This is a genomic window from Pseudoalteromonas sp. APAL1 (genome assembly GCF_021532475.1).
Taxonomy (GTDB): domain Bacteria; phylum Pseudomonadota; class Gammaproteobacteria; order Enterobacterales; family Alteromonadaceae; genus Pseudoalteromonas; species Pseudoalteromonas lipolytica_C.
This window is the reverse complement of the sequence record NZ_JAKGAW010000005.1, coordinates 1-19,086: the sequence shown is the minus strand read 5'-3', so window position 1 is coordinate 19,086 and position 19,086 is coordinate 1. Positions and strand designations below refer to the sequence as shown.

At 39.3% G+C, this 19,086-nt stretch carries 11 protein-coding genes; 4 read left to right on the top strand and 7 right to left on the bottom strand.

From position 1 onward, the window contains the following. Complete coding sequence (locus L1264_RS03935) at positions 1–1,728, top strand: response regulator (protein ID WP_199526784.1); 1,728 nt, start codon at positions 1–3, stop codon at positions 1,726–1,728. A 3-nt stretch (positions 1,729–1,731) separates the two neighbouring features. Here L1264_RS03935 and L1264_RS03930 read toward each other — a convergent pair whose 3' ends face one another. Then, positions 1,732–2,868 carry a helix-turn-helix domain-containing protein gene (locus L1264_RS03930; RefSeq protein WP_235403666.1) on the bottom strand — a complete coding sequence of 379 codons (1,137 nt, stop codon included), beginning with the start codon at positions 2,866–2,868 and terminating at the stop codon, positions 1,732–1,734. A gap of 224 nt (positions 2,869–3,092) precedes the next feature. Between L1264_RS03930 and L1264_RS03925 the strand changes: the two genes are divergently transcribed. Then, the gene (locus L1264_RS03925) at positions 3,093–3,905 is read left to right on the top strand and encodes a DUF2306 domain-containing protein (protein WP_235403665.1); all 813 of its coding nucleotides are present in this window, start codon (positions 3,093–3,095) and stop codon (positions 3,903–3,905) included. 67 nt (positions 3,906–3,972) lie between these two features. Here L1264_RS03925 and L1264_RS03920 read toward each other — a convergent pair whose 3' ends face one another. From L1264_RS03920 to L1264_RS03905, 4 genes are all read right to left on the bottom strand, one after another. Continuing rightward, positions 3,973–4,974, bottom strand: a complete 1,002-nt coding sequence (locus L1264_RS03920; protein WP_199526783.1) for a family 43 glycosylhydrolase — start codon at positions 4,972–4,974, stop codon at positions 3,973–3,975. Between the two features lie 303 nt (positions 4,975–5,277). After that, entirely contained in the window at positions 5,278–6,705 is a 1,428-nt protein-coding gene (locus L1264_RS03915) for a hypothetical protein (protein WP_235403664.1), read from the bottom strand. Between the two features lie 268 nt (positions 6,706–6,973). Beyond that, complete coding sequence (locus L1264_RS03910; protein ID WP_199526781.1) at positions 6,974–8,749, bottom strand: sodium:solute symporter family protein; 1,776 nt, start codon at positions 8,747–8,749, stop codon at positions 6,974–6,976. A gap of 18 nt (positions 8,750–8,767) precedes the next feature. After that, positions 8,768–9,910: a Gfo/Idh/MocA family protein gene (locus L1264_RS03905; protein ID WP_135925770.1), complete on the bottom strand. Its 1,143-nt coding sequence runs from the start codon at positions 9,908–9,910 to the stop codon at positions 8,768–8,770. A gap of 432 nt (positions 9,911–10,342) precedes the next feature. On the opposite strand from L1264_RS03905, the gene L1264_RS03900 reads away from it, so the two are divergent. Together L1264_RS03900 and L1264_RS03895 are read left to right on the top strand one after the other, a co-directional pair. Beyond that, positions 10,343–11,128, top strand: a complete 786-nt coding sequence (locus L1264_RS03900; protein ID WP_135925771.1) for an IclR family transcriptional regulator — start codon at positions 10,343–10,345, stop codon at positions 11,126–11,128. 303 nt (positions 11,129–11,431) lie between these two features. Next, positions 11,432–14,230, top strand: a complete 2,799-nt coding sequence (locus tag L1264_RS03895; protein WP_168246743.1) for a TonB-dependent receptor — start codon at positions 11,432–11,434, stop codon at positions 14,228–14,230. Between the two features lie 155 nt (positions 14,231–14,385). On the opposite strand, the gene L1264_RS03890 is transcribed toward L1264_RS03895, so the two are convergent. Beyond that, complete coding sequence (locus tag L1264_RS03890) at positions 14,386–17,454, bottom strand: Ig-like domain-containing protein (protein WP_235403663.1); 3,069 nt, start codon at positions 17,452–17,454, stop codon at positions 14,386–14,388. Between the two features lie 562 nt (positions 17,455–18,016). After that, a partial coding sequence (locus tag L1264_RS03885; protein WP_235403661.1) for an iron-containing alcohol dehydrogenase occupies positions 18,017–19,086 on the bottom strand: 1,070 nt, incomplete at its 5' end.

Sequence of the window (19,086 nt, the reverse complement as noted above, 5' to 3'; positions counted from 1 at the left end):
GTGGATGAGAACCTTTTTAAACGTCGATTAGAGCGAGAGCGCCGAGCTAGAATAGAGGCTGAAGCGCTTCTTGAGCAGAAGTCAATGGAGTTATATGAAGCGAATATGACTCTAAAAAAAGCAGCCGAAACACTAGAGCAAGAGGTTGCCCAGCGCACTGATGACTTAAACAAAGCCAAAATAGCTGCTGATACTGCAAATAATGCAAAATCAATGTTTCTAGCTAATATGAGCCACGAAATTCGCACTCCGATGAATGCTATATTAGGCATGGCTTACCTTGCCTTAGATACTGAGTTAACTGACAAACAATATGATTACATTGAGAAAATTCAATTATCAGCTAAGTCTTTACTAGGGATCATTAACGATATTTTAGACTTTTCAAAAGTCGAAGCGAATAAATTAGAATTAGAAAGTAATGATTTCAATATTAATGACCTTTTATCCACTTTGGCTAACTTAGCCAGTAGCTTGATTGAAAAACATAACATTGAGGTCATATTTGATATTGATGATAATATTCCCGAATACCTCATTGGCGATACGTTAAGGTTAAATCAGGTACTGTTAAACCTACTTAGTAATGCAATTAAATTTTCAAATAATAAAAATGTTAAGTTAACACTCTTATGTGTATCGCAAACTGATGAGAATATTCAAATTGAATTTAAAGTCACTGATCAAGGGATTGGTATGACTGAGGAGCAGGTCAAGACGATATTTAAGCCATTTTCTCAAGCTGATATTTCAACAACAAGAAAATTTGGAGGTACAGGCCTTGGCTTAGTGATCAGTAAAAAAATAGTTGAATTAATGGGTGGCAATATTCACGTTGATAGCCAGCTAAATGCTGGCAGCTGCTTTAGCTTCACCGCATCTTTTGGTAAGTCGGCTGTAAAAAGTAACTATAATACAAACGATTACAAAAACAAAAGTGCGCTAATAATTGAACAAGACCATGTAAAAGAAAGGCACCTTTTTAAATTACTCGAAAAGTTGGGCATAAAAGTTGATAGTATTTCTTATCATGATGACAAACTATTAAACATAGATCCCTGCCAAGACTATGACTTTATTTTCCTTGATTGGCATATTTTTAATGATGAACACAGCCCCCTTCTCAATAACCTAAAAAAACAGCTTACTATCAATATTAAGAAAATAATTTTTCTTGCCTCATTTGAAAATCAAAAAGTAAAAAGTAGCTTAACTAAGCTTGATAAAAATATTGATGAAATTTTATTAAAACCAATTATCAAAGCTAACTTATGTAAATCACTGGATCACGTCTTAGGTATTGAGAAAAAGAAAACAAACAAAATTGATACCAGCTGTTTTAAAAAATTCGCTGGTTCAAGAATTTTATTAGTTGAAGACAATCCGCTTAACCAACAAATTGCATCACAAATATTGCGCTCAAATGGCTTTATTGTTGATATTGCCGAAGATGGTATTGCGGCCATTGAAGCTGTCGAAAAAGACACATTCGATTGTATTTTGATGGACTGCCAAATGCCAAGAATGGATGGTTATACCGCAGCGAATAAAATTAAAGAGCAGCCAAAGTTTGCCCATATCCCTATTATTGCCATGACCGCCAACACCATGGAAGCCGACCTCACCAAAGCCAAAGAGTCAGGGATGCAAGGTTATATAGCCAAGCCTATAGAAGTACAAACTATGTTTGAGGTCATTGCAGAGCATTTAACTCAAAAACCACTGTGAACGCTAATCAGTAAGCTCCACGATTTGTTGTTCAACTAATGAGTTGTTCTGCTTACGAAACTCATTAGGGTTTACCCCGACAATGCTTTTAAAAACACGGTTAAAGGTAGCAAGCGAAGAAAAACCACTTTCCAATGCAATACTGAGAATACTCCAATGACTTGCTTCATCTTTTAGTAATAGCGTTTGTGCATACTGAACTCGGTACTGATTTATAAATAAATTAAAATTAGTGGCTTTAAAATGATGGCGAATAGCGCGGCTAATCTTGTACTCAGGTACTGCTAATACTTGTGCAAAATCAGAGATTTTTAAATTACTTTGTAAGTAAAGCTGCTTGTTGATCAGTGCTTCTATACCCGTGATAATCTTAGGCTCTACCTCTTTATTTTCAGACAACTCAGTTTGTTTGTGAGCTGTGCTTACATCTTCAGAGTTCACTACTTCAGTATCAACTGATTCAGGCACGCTACTATGAGCACGTTTTTGCAAAAACATCACTAACTGCATCGCAAGTACAATCAATAACGCAGATGAGGTAATTATAAGCGGCTCAAAGCGTTGAAATTCGCTTTCACTAAATAAAAACTTAGGCAAAATGCTGGCATTAAATACCGCTAAAAAGTAGCAACTAGCAAAAATTTTTGCCTGCAACTTTTGTGTGTCGGTTTTATCTTTGTAACCTCGTAATGCTTCCCAAAAAGACAGCACCAGAATACTTGAAGATAGCAGCACTGTTATTTCGGCCATACCTTGCTTTAATCGCCACATAAATTGGCTATCAGGGAAAACCTGCACATCAATACTTACTAAATAATGCCAAGTTTGGTTGAACATAATTAACCCCGCAATCGCGCCTGCCACTGCAATATGTACGGTAGAAATAGGTTTGTGCTCACGAAATAAAGTACGTGAAATCAGCCAAGACATATTACAGGTAGCACAGGTAAATAAGCCAATTAAATAGCTGTAAACACCTATACTTGGTGCACTGATTTTTTGCACACCAACCATGCAAAGCGAGCCACAAAATACAGCAAACAGATAATGAATGAGCTGCTTATCCTTTTTCATGCCATTTAGCAGCATTAGCCCCATACAGACAAAAACGAGCACGTAATAAGGGGAAGTATTTTGCATAACTCGGCATACCTTAAATTGGGTGTTTGATGAATTATTTACCAATCAGGTAATCTTACTTTTTCAAAATCAACATAGCAAAAAGAGTTTGTTAGTGAATGTGTCAAACCCTGTGTGAGTTCTCATAAATAAACACAATATTTCATTGATCAAATTTCGAATTTGAGAAGAAATCTTGCTCTAGCCCTTTATATTAGCGGCATTAGAAAAATGTAATGGAATTGATGATGTTTAACAAAAATAGCAAACTCACACCTTTTAAAGCGCTCGAATACAGTAAAAAACTTTGGTTTATTAGCCTGCTAATGGCGCAAACTTGCTTTGTGATTTACCTCATTCTTGGTTATGGAATGACAGGGTTAACTACAGGTCTGTCAGGTTGGAACCGACTTAATAACACCGCCTATGTTGCTAATGATGCCACAGGGAATTTAATGTATGCAGTGCATGTATTATTTGCAGTCGTGATGATCCTTGGTGGAAGCTTACAGCTCATTGAAAAATTGCGAGCAAAATACAGAACATTTCATCGTTACAATGGCCGTGTCTTTGTTGTTTTAGCTTGCTGTATTTCATTTGCGGGCATGTACTTAATGATAGTAAGGGGCACCGTTGGTAATACCTTGATGCATGCACTGACGATGTTTGGCGGCTTTGTGGTTATTGTATCAAGTATATTCGCGGTTAAAACTGCGCGGGCTCGTGACTTCAACGCGCATAAAACTTGGGCGATACGCTTATACCTTGCAGCTAATGGTGTGTTGTTTTTTAGATTACTGATATTTGCATGGTTTTTAGTATTTGGCACCTTAGGCGTTGATACCGCGACCTTCACAGGGCCAGCAGTGATTGCCGTAAGCCTTTGCTCTTATTTAGTTCCTCTTTTAATCGCTGAGCTTGTCCGCTATGCAGAGCAAACTCCCCATACATCTATCACTCTCGCTACTGCATCTTTGATGGCGTTAATATCTGTCGTATTTTTAATCGGCTTATTTGGGGTGACGCTGGCAAACTGGTACCCTGCCATCACCGCTTAACCAAGCTTTAAAGCTAAAAAGCCACCTATATAGGTGGCTTAATACTTTTAATCTGCATTACAGTAAATTAATACAATTCAAATAACGGGCGGCCATTTTCGTCGTATTTTACTTCCATAACACGAGCATGGCGGTTTGGATCGTAAAGCGGATCTTTTACAATCTCTTCAAGTGGACGCGTATCTGTTTTTGGCACCACACTTGGCTCACCTACTGCGTGCTCATAGTCACGGGCATGGTAAACACACAGTGGTGTTTCTCCATCTTCAGCAACAGTAAAACAGTTATGACCAGGGCCGAAAATTTTCTTTTCAACACTTGTTTCAAGCACTGGCATACGTGTTTTAGCCCAAGAATTACGATCAAGCAAGTCACTGTTTTCGTCAGCTTCCATATAGCCCATGCAGTAACATGCACCAGTTGCGCTTGCAGAAAAAGCAATGAAGATTTTCCCGTTATTTTTAAGCACTGCTGGGCCTTCGTTTACCCAAAAGTCGACACGTTCCCAATCATAATCAGGGGTTGTTAGCATAAACTGTGCGGTTTTTAGCTTAATTGGCGATTCCATTTCAGCTAAATAAAGATTTGATGCCGCAAATTGGCCACCAGTTTTCTCTGCCCAGCAAAAGTAACGTTTACCGTTATTTTCAAAAATGGTGGCATCTAAAGAGAAATCAGTGAACGACTTTTCATCGCCGTCAGCTGCTTGCATCATGCCAAGCTCAACCCATTCGTCATTTAGTGGATCTTGACCCTTACACTCAAGTACATACGGGCGTAGTGCCCAGATATCTTGTTCTTCGCTGGCTGCAAAATAGATATACCACTTACCATCGAGGTAATGAATTTCAGGTGCCCAAATATGTCGGCTCATTGGGCCGCTGTCGTGTTTAAACCAAATATCAAAGGTCTCAGCGTCTTTTAAGCCCTCTAAAGTCGCAGACTTACGAAGTTCAATGCGATCATAGGTGGGTACAGAACCGGTAAAATAATAAAAGCCGTCGCTGTGCTTATGCACAAACGGGTCGGCACGTTGCTCTACTAGCGGGCTATTAGTGTGTAATGTCATATTGAAACCTGATCATTGATTTTCATTTGTATTATTTTATTACTTTTTATAAGAACCACAAATATAGCATTATTTTTAGCAAACGGTAAAAGGAAATGTAAGGTGCAGCAGATTTTTAGAGGTAAACTCAATATAGACAAGAAAAAGCAAGCTTAAAAACGCACAATTTGGACGACTCTAAGCTTGCTCTAGAATAAAAAGGGGGACATCACTCCACCCTTGATTTAGGTATCGCTATTGCGATTTGGCTTTATATTCTTCAGGTTTTTTCGATAACACAACATCAACGGGCATAACATCACCCTAAACTTTCTTAACGGTTAAAGTATGTGGCCCCGCTGCCAAGTCATGCTTTTCAAAAACAATGCTTTGTACTTGTCGATAATTGTTACCGTCAAAAATTGAATACGTCCCTTGTGATTGACCATCCAAGATCACTTCTACGTCACCTTGGTTTGCAGCTTTTGAAGTAGCAAAGACAATACTCGAGCCAGTAAACTGGTAACTAAAATAAGCTCCATTTACTTCGGTTATGTGCATATCTTGCTTATACTCTCCAGTATTCGTTTGGCTTACAAATTGCCAGTTCCCATTCTCACTGTATTGGATACGTGGATCATCATCGTTGACTAATTCAAGGCCTGAGTAAGTTGTATCTTGCGTTGTACCCACTGTATTACCGACTGTTTGGATCTGCACCAAGCGGTCGACTAACCAAGTGCCATTTGGATTAATCGCAACATCTAAAGTAGTAACCCCCCCGACTTGCGAAATAGCTTTCACCCGCTCGGCGACTTCTTCATTGCTGTATTTTAGGCTTCGTTTTACTTGACCCCAACCACCAAAAAGTGGGTCTTCTAGTGATGTATATGTAAAGCCATGCCACTGCACTTTGGTGCCAAGTGCTGTTGTCACTTCGCCTGATTCAGGAATGGGCGGAAGCTCATTATGCTCACCTTGGGTGTAGTTACTTTGTGGGTCATTTGGAATGAAGCTATAGTCAAATCCATCACTAATAGTGATAACAGCATTAGGATTACCACTTCGCACTGACTCAGCTAACTTATCAGCAACTGGGTAAGCATTGTTTGCAGCTAATTCTTGCTCTGACTCATCAGCTTGGTACCAACCATCAAACCACCAACCAGCAATATTATCGCCCCATTTTTTTGCTCGCTCACTAATAAACCCTTTTAAAAACCAATCTGGATAAGGCGCTTTCACTTTTGTGCCCGTCCATCTATCTCCTAAATGAGAAGGTAGATATGCAATTAGCTTGATGCCTTTTGCTTTAAGTGCAAGCGCCAAATCCAAAACAAGGTCTCGTGATGGGGTGTAATCAGCTTGATTCGAGTTAAGTTGAGTTTTACAACCTGGAGCAACCTCAACCTTTGGACAAGCAGGTGAATGTAAATCGTATATCTCACTGGTTGTAGACAAATAACCGCGATTTTGGGTCAAGGTAAAAATCACATACCTGTAACCTAGTTTTTCTGCCTTTTGTGCATAAGCGTCAACATCAAATCCATTTACATAGTTATTCCATTCATCATAATCGGTAATTTGATACCAAGCGTTATCTAACGTCCCACCTGCCAGATAATGATGGCTAATGCCCCACTTGGCATCTTGCATCCACCTTACCTCTTTAGGTAACTCTGATGAGCAAGCGCTCAATGAAGCAAAAGCTAGAGCAATGCTTGGAACGATTTTGAGGAGTTTATTATTCATTATTTCTAAACCACTGATGATTAAAGGCTATAATATGAGTCTACACAACCGCTTTTAATTAACAAATAAATTACAAAGTTACACATCACTATTCTCTCTATGTTTTATCTGTAAGACATTAAAAATAATTACGTTTCAGATATAAAATGGCTATAAATAAACAGTATGCTGAAGTGTTTAAAATCTATTTTTTAAACAAAAAAAAGCCATGCAAATGCTCTTTACAAGAGCACTGCATGGCTTGCGACACAACTAAAAAACTCTTTTGTTATACTTCTTGCCTTAATGAAGCTATTACTTTTGGCATCTTAATTTTTACCACCCAACCAGATGCAATTATGAATATTAAGTAATAACCAAAGGTAGACCAATCTTCAAACAGGGCGTTACCTATGCCAAGCAGTAGGGAATAAATAAAGATAATACTCGCGACACAGGCAATAGCATTATCTTTAATTCCAGCTGCTATTGGCTCTATACCTGTGATGTCTCTAACTTTTTTCCATCCTCTACCGTGAATCTTAAGGCGGCTATAAAATTCAATTGTTTTCGGGCTGGGTGTTTTGCTCGTTGTAAGCAATGTCACAATTAAGCTAATAACCAAAGTTGCGCATGTGGTTATCAGCATACGAACAGCAAACCATTTAGCATCGCCTTCATCAGGTAAAATATACATCATTGCATTACCTACAATTACTGCAGATAAAAGTGCACTTATTTCTGACCAAACGTTAATGCGCCACCAATACCAACGAGCTATTAATACAACTGAAATCGGAATAATGATAACGGTAATATACTCATAGGCTCCCAAAATACTCTCCAGCTGAGTCGTGACTATTAGAGCAAACAGAGTTAGTGCTAGCATGCTGATGCGTGCAACTTTAATATAATGCGCTTTTTCACGTCCTTTCACTAAATAAGGCTCGTAAACATCGTTGACCAAGTATGACGACCCCCAGTTTAGCTGCGTATCTAAAGTACTCATGAAGGCAGCAAGTAACGACGCCACCATAATGCCTTTTAAACCTACAGGTAAAAACTCATCAATCATCATAGGATAAGATTGTTCGGCATCGGCGATCGCTGGGAAATACACTAATGACGCCACACCCACAATGATCCACGGCCAACTTCTCAATACTAAGTGACAAAACGCAAACCAGTACAAGCTCAGCATGGCATCTTTTTCGCTTCGCGCAGCTAATGTTCGCTGAAGGAAAAAGCCAAACCCTGGGGCATAGTTTAACCAACCTATGCAAACCAAAATTAAGAAAGTGGCTGTTTTTAGATCCCACTCAAAATCAGGGATCATTTTTAACGTATCACTATTAAAGCCAGGTGACGCTTCAACTGCAGCTACGATACCTCCATGATCTTGCAAATCAACATAAACGATAACAGCTAAAACCATCGAACCAATGATAGCGAGCGCAAATTGAATTAGGTCGGTGTACACAACACCATATAAACCCGACATAGCGGTATAAACAACAGCAGCAACCGCTAATACAATAAGAATTAATGTCGTCGCAGTAATGTCGCCAAATAAAGGAATTGCAAATAAGGGCTCTGGTGAGAGCCCTAAAATTACCACTATAATTTTTGACATTGCTAACGTAACCGAAGCAATAATGATGCAGTTTACAAATACACCATCAAATATCGCTTTGAATATACGCAAAAAATCTGTGGCTAAGCTCTTATCATAACGCTGTGAGATTAATTCAATCTCTGTCAGTGCTTTAGAGCGACGCCACAAATTAGCAAAGAAAAATACAGAGATAATTACCCCGATTACGCTAACCCACCAGATCCAGTTTGCATAGATGCCCTGCTCACGCACGGCCCCTGCCACAAACAAGGGGGTGTCTGACGAAAACGTCGTTGCCACCATGGATGTGCCAGCGATGTACCAAGGTAATGATCGACCTGCAACAAAAAAATCAGCCGTACTTTCACTGGCCTTTTTTGTAAAGAGCATCCCTATAACAACGGCTGCTACTACATAAAACGCAACTATTAACCAATCAATTAAGACCATGTGAATCTCCCAATGCTTTTAATTTTTATTTAGGTAGCTATCAAATTTTTTCCATGTTTCAGTCATGTCTATAATTGTGCCGGTTTGGCGAGCTTCATCTAGCTTGATAGCCGTTAAGCCAGCCTGTAAAGCATCAACAATTGAAACTGGTAACGGTGTTCCATTTTCAAAGTAAGCAATCCAATCGGCAGCCATTTCCTCTTCAGCACCGTAGTGCATAGAAACTGAATCATCATGTATGTATGACTTATCGATAAGAGCGCCTGAGGTAATACAGTCATGTACTTTAAAGTAATTTCGTACAAAATCTCCTTCAGCCATACCAATCGTGCCAAACACACTGAAATGACGATAATCATTCGGTACGTTCAAATTTGTATGAAAGCTTAAATTTATGCCATTTTCATACTCAATAAGCGCTGTTTGGTGATCCACCAACTCCGAGTCGTTATCAAACACTTCATCAATACCATTCCAACGTGACTTACGTTGATGATAAACAGGGTGTTTACCAAGGTGTTTGTTTTCTGGCGTAAATGTTTTACGACCACCAAAACTAACAAGTTTTTTTGGACGGCTCTTCACAAGACCTTGGTAAAGATCAAGATCATGACAACATTTCTCAAGTAAGAAGCCCCCAGACAAACCATGGTGTCTACGCCAATCACGCATAAAAAATGCACCATGTTCTGGTGGAATATGCTCAGATGCTTCAATACTTGTAATGTCACCCAATAGCTTTGAAGAAACAGCTGCAATTAAATCTTTGTATAAAGGAGCATAGCGTAAAACCATGCCTACCAGAATTTTATCGAACGCATTATGCTTAGCGATAAGTTCAAGTACGTCATAGGTTTGCTGCTCTGACATGACAATTGGCTTTTCTGCAAAAATCAGTAAACCTGCTTCAATTCCTAATCTAAGGTGCTCTAAATGCATATGATTGGGCGATCCAATCATCAACATATCTAACTGCTCATTAGCTAACATATCCGCAAGATCATCATAAGATCGCATTGAAATACCATGGGACTCCATGTACTCAACTTTTACAGATTCCGGATCAGCAAAAGCGACCAAATTAAAGTTTGGGATTAGCTCATGCATAACTTTGGCGACATAACTCAAACGGTCACCTAAACCACAAATACCTACTTTCACAATTTTATTCCTAGCAACTGATGCACTGTTACTTACGTTAGTAACGGACGACTTACTAGGTCAATCACTTGTGACTTTGACATGAATGAGATTTTTTTAATGAAACTAAACGCAAGCAGGGTTTCAAATACAAAACATTCACATTTAAAACATGAAATTTACAAAGCAGACTGTTAACTATTGCCTAGCTATGTTTTGGTTCAATGGAGACTAAACGTTGTTTAAAAAACGTTTGATGAATAATTTATAGGCAGCTTAACGCTATAATTTTTATATAAAAATAAGAATTGGTTTATTGACCAAAACGAAATAGATGAGATATACACATACTTTTACCGCTTTTTTCAGCGATATAAAAGTGCATAAGTTAACAAAAAGTCTACACTTATGTATGACCACCAACCTCTTTTTATAAGTGATTAGACGTACCCAATGACTGAGAAAGATACCAAGTATAAAGCACCTGCTCTTGAGAAAGGCATGGCCATTATAGAATTACTGGCAAAAACTCCTGAAGGCCTTAACCTTACGCAAATTTCTGATTCATTAGGGAAATCTAAAGCTGAAATATTTCGTATGGTCGCAGTACTAAATGATTTACATTATCTTGAGTTTTTTCAGCAAGAACGTGTTTACAGACTGTCCCTAAAACTATATCGACTAACCCACCGGTACGCCCCAGTCCACCATTTAAACAACGTTGCATTTCCGATCATTCAAACGCTTTGTAGCGAAATTCAACAATCTTGTCATTTAGTCGTGTACTCCGATGGCGGCGGTTTAATACTTTCGCACCAAGATTATGACACCAACAGTAACTGCTTAACCTTACCAGTCGGAGGGCGAGGCCCGCTCACTGATAATTGTGCTGGTCATGTGTTACTTGCTTTTGCATCTTATGATAATCGCGAGCGCATGCTTAAGGCATATCAAGAGAATCACCCCGAGGTTTCACTTGATTTGATGGCACTGCGAAATATTTGGTTAAGGGTAAAAGAGCAAGGCCATGAAGCTATGCCCAGCCCTGTTTTGACAGGCGTATACGATATCGGTGTGCCTATATTTGATTACTACCATAATGCAGTGGCCGTGTTATTAACATCGATACTTATGTATCGTGATGAATCTCGTAATGCTAATTTTGATGAGGTAATTAGAAAACTTAAAGACACGTCATTGTTAATCTCAAAGAAAATGGGCTTTAACGACGAGAATTGACGGATGTACAACTAATTATGCACTTACCTCACCTCCCCACTTTTAAATACTTATTTGTCTTTTGGTACGTGCTGTTTTTCTGGTGAAAAAGCGTTTTTCAGGAATATTCAGAAAACGTTTTGTTAACAGGTTTGCAACCAACTTGTTTCATTTATAAAACATTAATCTTGGCAAAATTTTAACTAAGAAATCTAAACAACGTAATCACTAAAGCGCGTTGACGGAATTTTAGTCTTTATATATCACTGATATGGACATTTGAACATTCACGATAACAATACGCTTAGAGCGATGGGGGTCAATATGATGAAATTCACCAGAAGCCAAATAGCCTTATCTGTAGCGCTCTCTCTAATGGGAAGCACAGTAGCGGCGGAGGAGAATACACAAGCACAGGATGCTAAAAATGATGATATCGAGGTAATTGCAGTCAGCGGCGTAAGATTGAGCTTGAAAGAAGCCATCGCGACAAAACGCGGTTCGGACAAAATTCTTGATTCAATTGCTGCTGAGGATATGGGTAAATTTCCCGATGAAAACGTCGCGCAGTCGTTGCAACGTGTTCCGGGTATTTCGATAGACCGTCCTCGTGGTAGCCCAAATGGTGGCACGAATGGTAGTACAGATGGTCGCCTTGGTGGTCAATATGTACAAATCCGTGGCTTACCAGTTGACTTTACACAGGTAACACTAAACGGTCGTTCATTATCGTCTGGCCGTAGTATTGGCCGTCAATTCTCTCTTGATGTACTTCCTTCTGAGTTAATTGGACAACTGGACGTGTATAAAACCGTTTCGGCAGACCAACTTGAAGGCGGTATTGGTGGTAACGCAGATATTAAAACGCGTAAACCGCTTGATGCTGATGAAGTAGGCTTTTCGGGTGCTTGGTCAGCCGAAGGTGTTTACAGTGAACTTGCAGATTCAACAGATCCTCGCTTGTCAGGTATCGTGAACTGGAAATCTGACGATGAAAAGTTTGGTGTACTTGTAGGTGTTACCTATTCAGAACGTCAAACGCGTGAAGATGAATACTTCTCTTGGGGTAATGTAAACTTTGGCCCAGGTACAGGAGACGGTGTTGAAATTCGTCCTGATCTTGCCACAGTTCCAGGTGGTACTAACGATGGTAGTATCGATTACCCTAACTCTCTATACCCAATTGAGCCACTAACTCAATACTATGGTGATGAGAGAACTCGTACAGGTTTAAATGCAGTTATTGAATTTCAGCCAAGCGATGAGTTGAACATTACATTCGATGGTTTATATGCAACATTCGATGTTGATGAGACAGCACTGCAACTGCCTGCTCGTTTCCAATTCCGTGGCCCACAAGATCCAAGTCAATGGGTAGCTGCCGATATTAATGATCCTAACGGTCGTGGTGTAGGTGGTATTTTCCCATTCTTAGTTACTGAAGCTGTTGTTGAAAACGATAATCTTGTTTATGCCGTTGCACCACAAACACAATTCCGGAGTGTATCAGAATTAACTAAACTTGAATCAGATACTCTAGCACTTGGTACACACGTGAACTGGGCACCAAATGAAGATTGGGTACTTGATTTTGATATCGGCTATTCGAAAGGCGAGCAAACACGTGATCTTAAGAGCGTACTACTACAAGCCTTTGCAGACGTAGTATATGACGCACGTAATCCAGATAATGGTATTCCTGATTTATATGTTACAGGCACTGATCTGAATGATCCTGATAACTACCGTGTTGCATTTGGTAATTCAAATGCCCGTGATGTAAAAGATACGTCTTTATCATTTGCTTTTGATGCCAAATACTTCTTAGACAATGACTATTTCACAAGTCTTGAAGCTGGTGTACGTTACACACAACGTGCAAAAGAGATCAAAGCATATGTAGGTAATAGCTTTACAGGTGCAAATGGTGTTCCTGCGGTACTACCAACATCTGCAATCAACTTACTTGACTTCCCTGTTGACGATTTCTTAGGTGAAGCGCCAGATGCAAATGTAATACGTAGCTTTGTTATTGGTGACCCAACTGATTTCCACAACAAGTATGGTGTTGAAAGACAGTTTGATAGCATCAGCTCATTCAAAGTTGAAGAAGACATTGCCGCGGCTTACATCAAAGCAAACATGGCCTTTGACGTTGCAGACATTCCAGTAAAAGGTAATGTTGGTGTACGTGCAGTCAAAACTGATGTAGAAGCAACGGGTGCACTACCTGTAGAAATCATCATCCGCAGTGCCGGTGACTACGATGTTGTTGGTGAAACAAGCTCAACGAGCAGTAATTACACAAATGTCTTACCTAGTTTAAGCTTAAATGCTGAATTAACTGACGAAGTGTACTTACGCTTTGGTGCAAGTAAAACTGTAACACGCCCAACGCTTTCACAGCTTTCACCGCGTTTTACATTTAGTACTACAACTCTAACAGGTTCTGCTGGTAACCCGGCCCTTGAACCGTTTGAATCTGATTCATTCGATTTATCACTTGAGTGGTACTTCAACGATACAGGTCTTCTAAGTGGTGCATTATTCCAAAAAGAGATCGATGGTTTCGTATTTAATTCAAGTGCGCCAGAAACAATCGCTGGAATTGATTGGGCATCTGTAGACCGTCCACGAAATGCGGCTTCTGCAACTATCTCTGGTGCTGAGTTAAGTTTCCAAACAACGTTTGATTTCTTACCTGCTCCATTTGATGGTTTAGGCATGTTAGCAAACTACACTTATACAGACAGTGACACTAACTTTGGTGATGGCTTTGAAGGTCAAACATTCAGCTACACAGGTCTATCTAAGAATGTATATAACTTAGTTGGTTACTATGAAAAAGGTCCAGCATCAGTTCGTTTATCTTACAACTACCGTGAGAAATACTTACTTGAGCCATCATTTGGTTTCTTCGCAGGCCCTCGTCATGTAAACGACTACCAACAGCTTGATTTAAGCTCGTCATATAAAATCAATGACAATTACTCATTGACATTCAATGTGACAAACTTAACCAATGAGCGCTTCGATCGTTACTTTAATAACGATGAGTCAATCATTGCGACAACCAACTTTACAGGTCGCCAATACTACGTAGGTATTCGCGGTACCTTCTAACTCATTATGTTGTTGTAGGTGATATACCTAAGCCAAAGCCTCCTAACGGAGGCTTTTTTTGTGAACTATTTATCTTTCGTGATGCCAATATTTAACAGCAGACATTAAAATGCTGCACCACGTTAATTGATACAGCATAAATAAACTACTTTTACTTATAGCTTAAGTTTACGTCTAAACGCGACCATGGCTAACAGCAAAGATATTAAGTAGTACACGCTACCACCAGAACCTGAATCAGAACTTGAGTTGTCAGCTTTGCCAACTACGTTAATCACGACAGTTTTAGCCTCTGAGGAAGCAAATCTGTCTTTTGCTCGGTAACTAAAGTTAACAGCATAAGTCGACTCACCCGCAGGCTCGTAGACAAACAAGCCTGTGTCCTTATCAAAACTAAGCTCGCCAGAACTTGGGCTTGTTACTAGCTCAAATTCTAACTCATCACTATCTTCATCATTGCCAATAAAACGACCATTAACTACCGTTGAGTAATAAGTTTCATAACTTAAATCTGTAGCTGTTGGTGTGGTATTTGTTAATTCAACAACAACATTGGCAAGTGCCGTCTCTTCAAGGGAGTCTTGCGCGGTAAAAGTAATTGAAACAGGCTGTAAAGATTCACCACTCGGCGTGTATTTAATTTCACCCATGTTTTGATCAAGTAACTCAATATGACCATGTTGAGGCTCATTTTTTACAGTGAAAATAAGTTGCTCATCATCTGCATCAGAGGCTGGCAAATTAAGTATCAAGGGTGTATTCCAGTGTGTTTTAATCGTTGAGTTTTCAACGACTGGCGCCTGATTTGTTAAGGTAGCTGTGAACTTTGCGAGCTCAGAACGTGAACGACCTTTTACTGTATAAAACGCTAATTCATCAACACCTACAGCGCCGTTAGGCGTATATGTGAACTGCCCTGTTTTGCGGTCAATAAACGTTAATTGGCCAAGGCTAGGGCTATTTTCAAACACTACAAAATCAATATCACTCAAATTAAGATTAACGTCGATTGCTGCAAGCACATGAGATGTTACCTCGCTATCTTGCGGTGTAGCTAAAGGTGCTGCGGCTTCATTCGAGAACACCTCTATAGATTTTCCTGAAAGCAGTGAATAGTCCACACCATTGTATGTTGCACTCACAATAGAACTGCGTTGATTTGCACGCGCTACTCCATAAAGCAGTTCATCATTAATTAAGTCGTACTCTCCAAACTTATCTTCACAACTAAATAAGATGAAACCTGCGCGTGTAGATACTATATTGTTTAATGAATTGTCACATAGTTGAGCAACTTCTGACATTTCTCCTGATTCTTTAAACGAGAATAAAAGGCCATACTGATTGACAACATAAAGCGCTTTTTTACCATCAACAACAACACCCTCTAGCGACTTAAAACTGTCGTTTAAAGAGTAATTAGTGACACTATTATCAGTGTAATTATATTTAACTAATTGGTTACCTGTTAAAGCAAATAATTCTTTACTGCTTTGCTGTGTATCTATGCCTGCGACTATGCCAGAAACCCCACCCCAAAAGTTTTGTAAGCGAGGTGATTGCTTAAGTAGCTCACCCGTTTGCCCATTAAAAACTCGTATATAAGAACCTTCACTGCCGGTGTGTGATGCACCGTTACCTACAATCAGCTCTAACAGACCATCGTTATTGATGTCATGGGCTTCAATCGTTGAAATTTGGTCGCCACTTTGAAAAGGAACTGTATACAGTAAGTTTCCATTTTCTGGTGAAAATACTTGTATATTTCCAGTGTAAGTTTCTGAGCCAGCAACAATTAAATAGTTTTTGCCATCATTGAATAAATCAGCAGTAATCACATACTGGTAGTCATTCCAGCCATCGGTCAAAGCAATGCTAGGTAACACCTGCTCTTTTGTTTCTATATCAATAACTTGAAGCTTATTTGTGCCATTCTCAGAAAAAATAACATCAATTCCACCTTTACCGTCAATATCAGCAAGTCCTAGCAAAAATTGTGAATAGACAGTGATCGTTTGCGACCATTGCATAGACTTATCTTCAACGGTATGAATATAAAACCCGTCATCACCTGAAGATGTGTAACCCGCTCCCCATGCAATATCTGTTTTTCCGTCAAGATTAAAATCATCCACCAAAATACTTGAAACACTGTGTTCAGGGTTATTGATTTGCCAAAACTCCTCGCCAGAACTTAAAGTCAAAGCATGAATTTGCCCCCACTGACCATCGCCATATACTAGCTCTTGGGCACCGTCATTATTGATATCTGCAACTATAATTTTTGAAATATCTAAATCACTATTGGCTGTCCACACAATACTGTCTGTATTTGGACTGATTAACTCAATTGAATACCAGCCTTGGCCATTAATGACTTCATCTAAGCCATCTTGGTTTGTATCAACACTTTGTAAATGGATACCTGTTAGTTGGCTGTTCAGTGTTTTTATATAATCTATTGTATTTTCAGAGATACGATACAACTTGCCATCTTCAAGCATTAATTCGTGAACATTTTGCTCGGTAAACGAACCAACAACAAATTTGTTACCGTAATACTCAAGCTCTGAAATAACAGAAAGGTCTGACTGGTCTAGTATTAAAATCTGGCTATTGGCAATAGCAATAAGCTCGTCCTGACCATCGTTATTAATATCTCTTGCCGTAACTGATTGGCTAGAAACTACATTCTTAGTACTTTCGACTTTCATTGTTAGTAAGTTAATTTTTACTATCTGACTGCTCGTCATAAGTATTAAATAATATGTATCATCGGCAATGCTTTTTACCAATGTACTATCAGTAATGTAATCCTGAGAATCGAAACCTTCAACGACTGAATATTGATTATCTTTATACTCAATAATATTAAAATCGTTTTGTTGCACCGAAATAATTTGCTTATTACCGTTACCGAACAAGTCAACAGCATAAAGACCATTGAGACCTGTTGAATTACTTAATGAAAAACGGCGAAACACCGAGGTAAGCTCGATGTTTTCTAATTCTGATGTAGTTGTTGTCGCTAAGGTTTTACTCAACGAAGTAGTCGGCGCTATATTTTGCTGTGCGCGACTTGTAAAATAAGATTCGTCATAATTAATTGGTTGCGAATTTGAATAAGTCGCATCGCCAAATTGATTATATTCAGGTGTGCTTTTAGTCGCACTGATAGCTTGCGTGCTAAGTAAAAGCATCGCTAGACATGTTAGTTTGGTCATTTCCCTATCCTTAAGGTAGTGCTTTAGCTCTCGATTAAACAATAGCCGGAGGTGAGTCCACTTTAGATGTTGGTATTAAGTTCTATTTTTAATTTAAAAACCGTGCATTTTCCCTTATCAGAAACACACGGTCAAGGTAATTGTATCCTTCATGTTAAAATTGCTATAAAATACAACATAATTCTTGCTTCACTTAGCGAACGTATTCCCTCATCAACCAATACAACACCCCGTTATTTTCGCTCCTCGTCTCGTACTTTTACATTGAAATTAATTGCTTTAAAATTAATAACCTCACGGTCAATCCTTTGTTATGTTCCCCGCATCATCAAACACATAGATAGCATTATTAAAAACTGCCACAGCAAGCTGCTTTAGGTAGTACTGAAGTTAAAGGCACTGCTTCTGTGAATATGCAGTTTTTAGGAGCAAAGACTCAATGCGCTCTGGCATCTAGACTATTTTGCCATTGCCCACTTTGCTTATTGCTTGGGCTTTAGACATTAAAAAAGGCGTAACAGTTAATCACTATTACGCCCCTTCATATTAAGTTTTAACTAACTCAAAGTGCTAATGCTAAGATTGATTTCACCTTTTCTAAATCAATATCACCATGCTCACCTAATTTCGTTAGCTCGTTTTTCTCTAAATTAGCAACAACGGCCTCAATAGCTTGCTCGTCAAGGTCATAATCAGCTAGACGTGTTTTCACCGTCATGGCCTCAAAGAAGTCCTGTACAGCTTTAATCGTTTTATCGATTTGCTCAGCTTCGTCGCTATAATTTAGTCCGAACACTCTTTCACCAAGCTGCTGAATCTTAATTGATTTCTGTTCTTTTTGAACATGCATTAAGGCAGGTAGAACAATCGCCAAGGTTTGCGCATGATCAAGGTTATAAAGTGCCGTTAATTCATGGCCAATCATATGTGTAGACCAATCTTGCGGTACACCTTGACCAATTAAACCATTCAGTGCCATCGTAGCCGACCACATCACATTAGCTCTAACATCATAATTTTGTGGCTCGCTCAGCGCCTTTGGCCCTTCGCTAATCAAGGTTTGCAAAATACCTTCTGCAAAACGGTCTTGTAATGGCGCATTAACAGGGTACGTTAAGTATTGCTCAATAACGTGAACAAACGCATCAACCACACCATTACTTACCTGACGTGCAGGCAACGAAAACGTGTATTCAGGATCAAGTACAGCAAAAACAGGTTGTACTGTTGGTGACGAAAAAGCGCGCTTTTGTGAAGTCTCTTTTTTAGTTACCACTGAGTTACCATTACTCTCAGAGCCTGTTGCTGGTAAGGTTAATACCGCACCGATTGGTAAAGGATTGCTAAACTCTGCCCCTTTAACAAGGATATCCCACGGCTCCCCAGCATAGTTATAGGCTGCAGCAACAAACTTAGCGCCATCAATAACACTGCCACCACCAACAGCTAAAATAAAGTTAACATGGTGCTCTTTTGCCGTTGTAACCGCTTGCATCAGTGTTTCGTAAGTTGGGTTTGGCTCAACGCCACCAAACTCTATAACGTCAACATCGGCTAGTGCACTCATAGCTTGGTCGTATACGCCGTTTTTCTTTATTGAGCCACCACCGTAGAGTAACAACACCTTTGCAT

What these genes read in the sequence shown, in the direction of transcription:
- L1264_RS03930 (WP_235403666.1), bottom strand. Translation starts at nt 2,868, where the DNA reads ATGCAAAATACTTCCCCTTATTACGTGCTCGTTTTTGTCTGTATGGGG.
- L1264_RS03925 (WP_235403665.1), top strand. Translation starts at nt 3,093, where the DNA reads ATGATGTTTAACAAAAATAGCAAACTCACACCTTTTAAAGCGCTCGAA.
- L1264_RS03920 (WP_199526783.1), bottom strand. Translation starts at nt 4,974, where the DNA reads ATGACATTACACACTAATAGCCCGCTAGTAGAGCAACGTGCCGACCCG.
- L1264_RS03915 (WP_235403664.1), bottom strand. Translation starts at nt 6,705, where the DNA reads ATGAATAATAAACTCCTCAAAATCGTTCCAAGCATTGCTCTAGCTTTT.
- L1264_RS03910 (WP_199526781.1), bottom strand. Translation starts at nt 8,749, where the DNA reads ATGGTCTTAATTGATTGGTTAATAGTTGCGTTTTATGTAGTAGCAGCC.
- L1264_RS03900 (WP_135925771.1), top strand. Translation starts at nt 10,343, where the DNA reads ATGACTGAGAAAGATACCAAGTATAAAGCACCTGCTCTTGAGAAAGGC.
- L1264_RS03895 (WP_168246743.1), top strand. Translation starts at nt 11,432, where the DNA reads ATGATGAAATTCACCAGAAGCCAAATAGCCTTATCTGTAGCGCTCTCT.
- L1264_RS03890 (WP_235403663.1), bottom strand. Translation starts at nt 17,454, where the DNA reads ATGACCAAACTAACATGTCTAGCGATGCTTTTACTTAGCACGCAAGCT.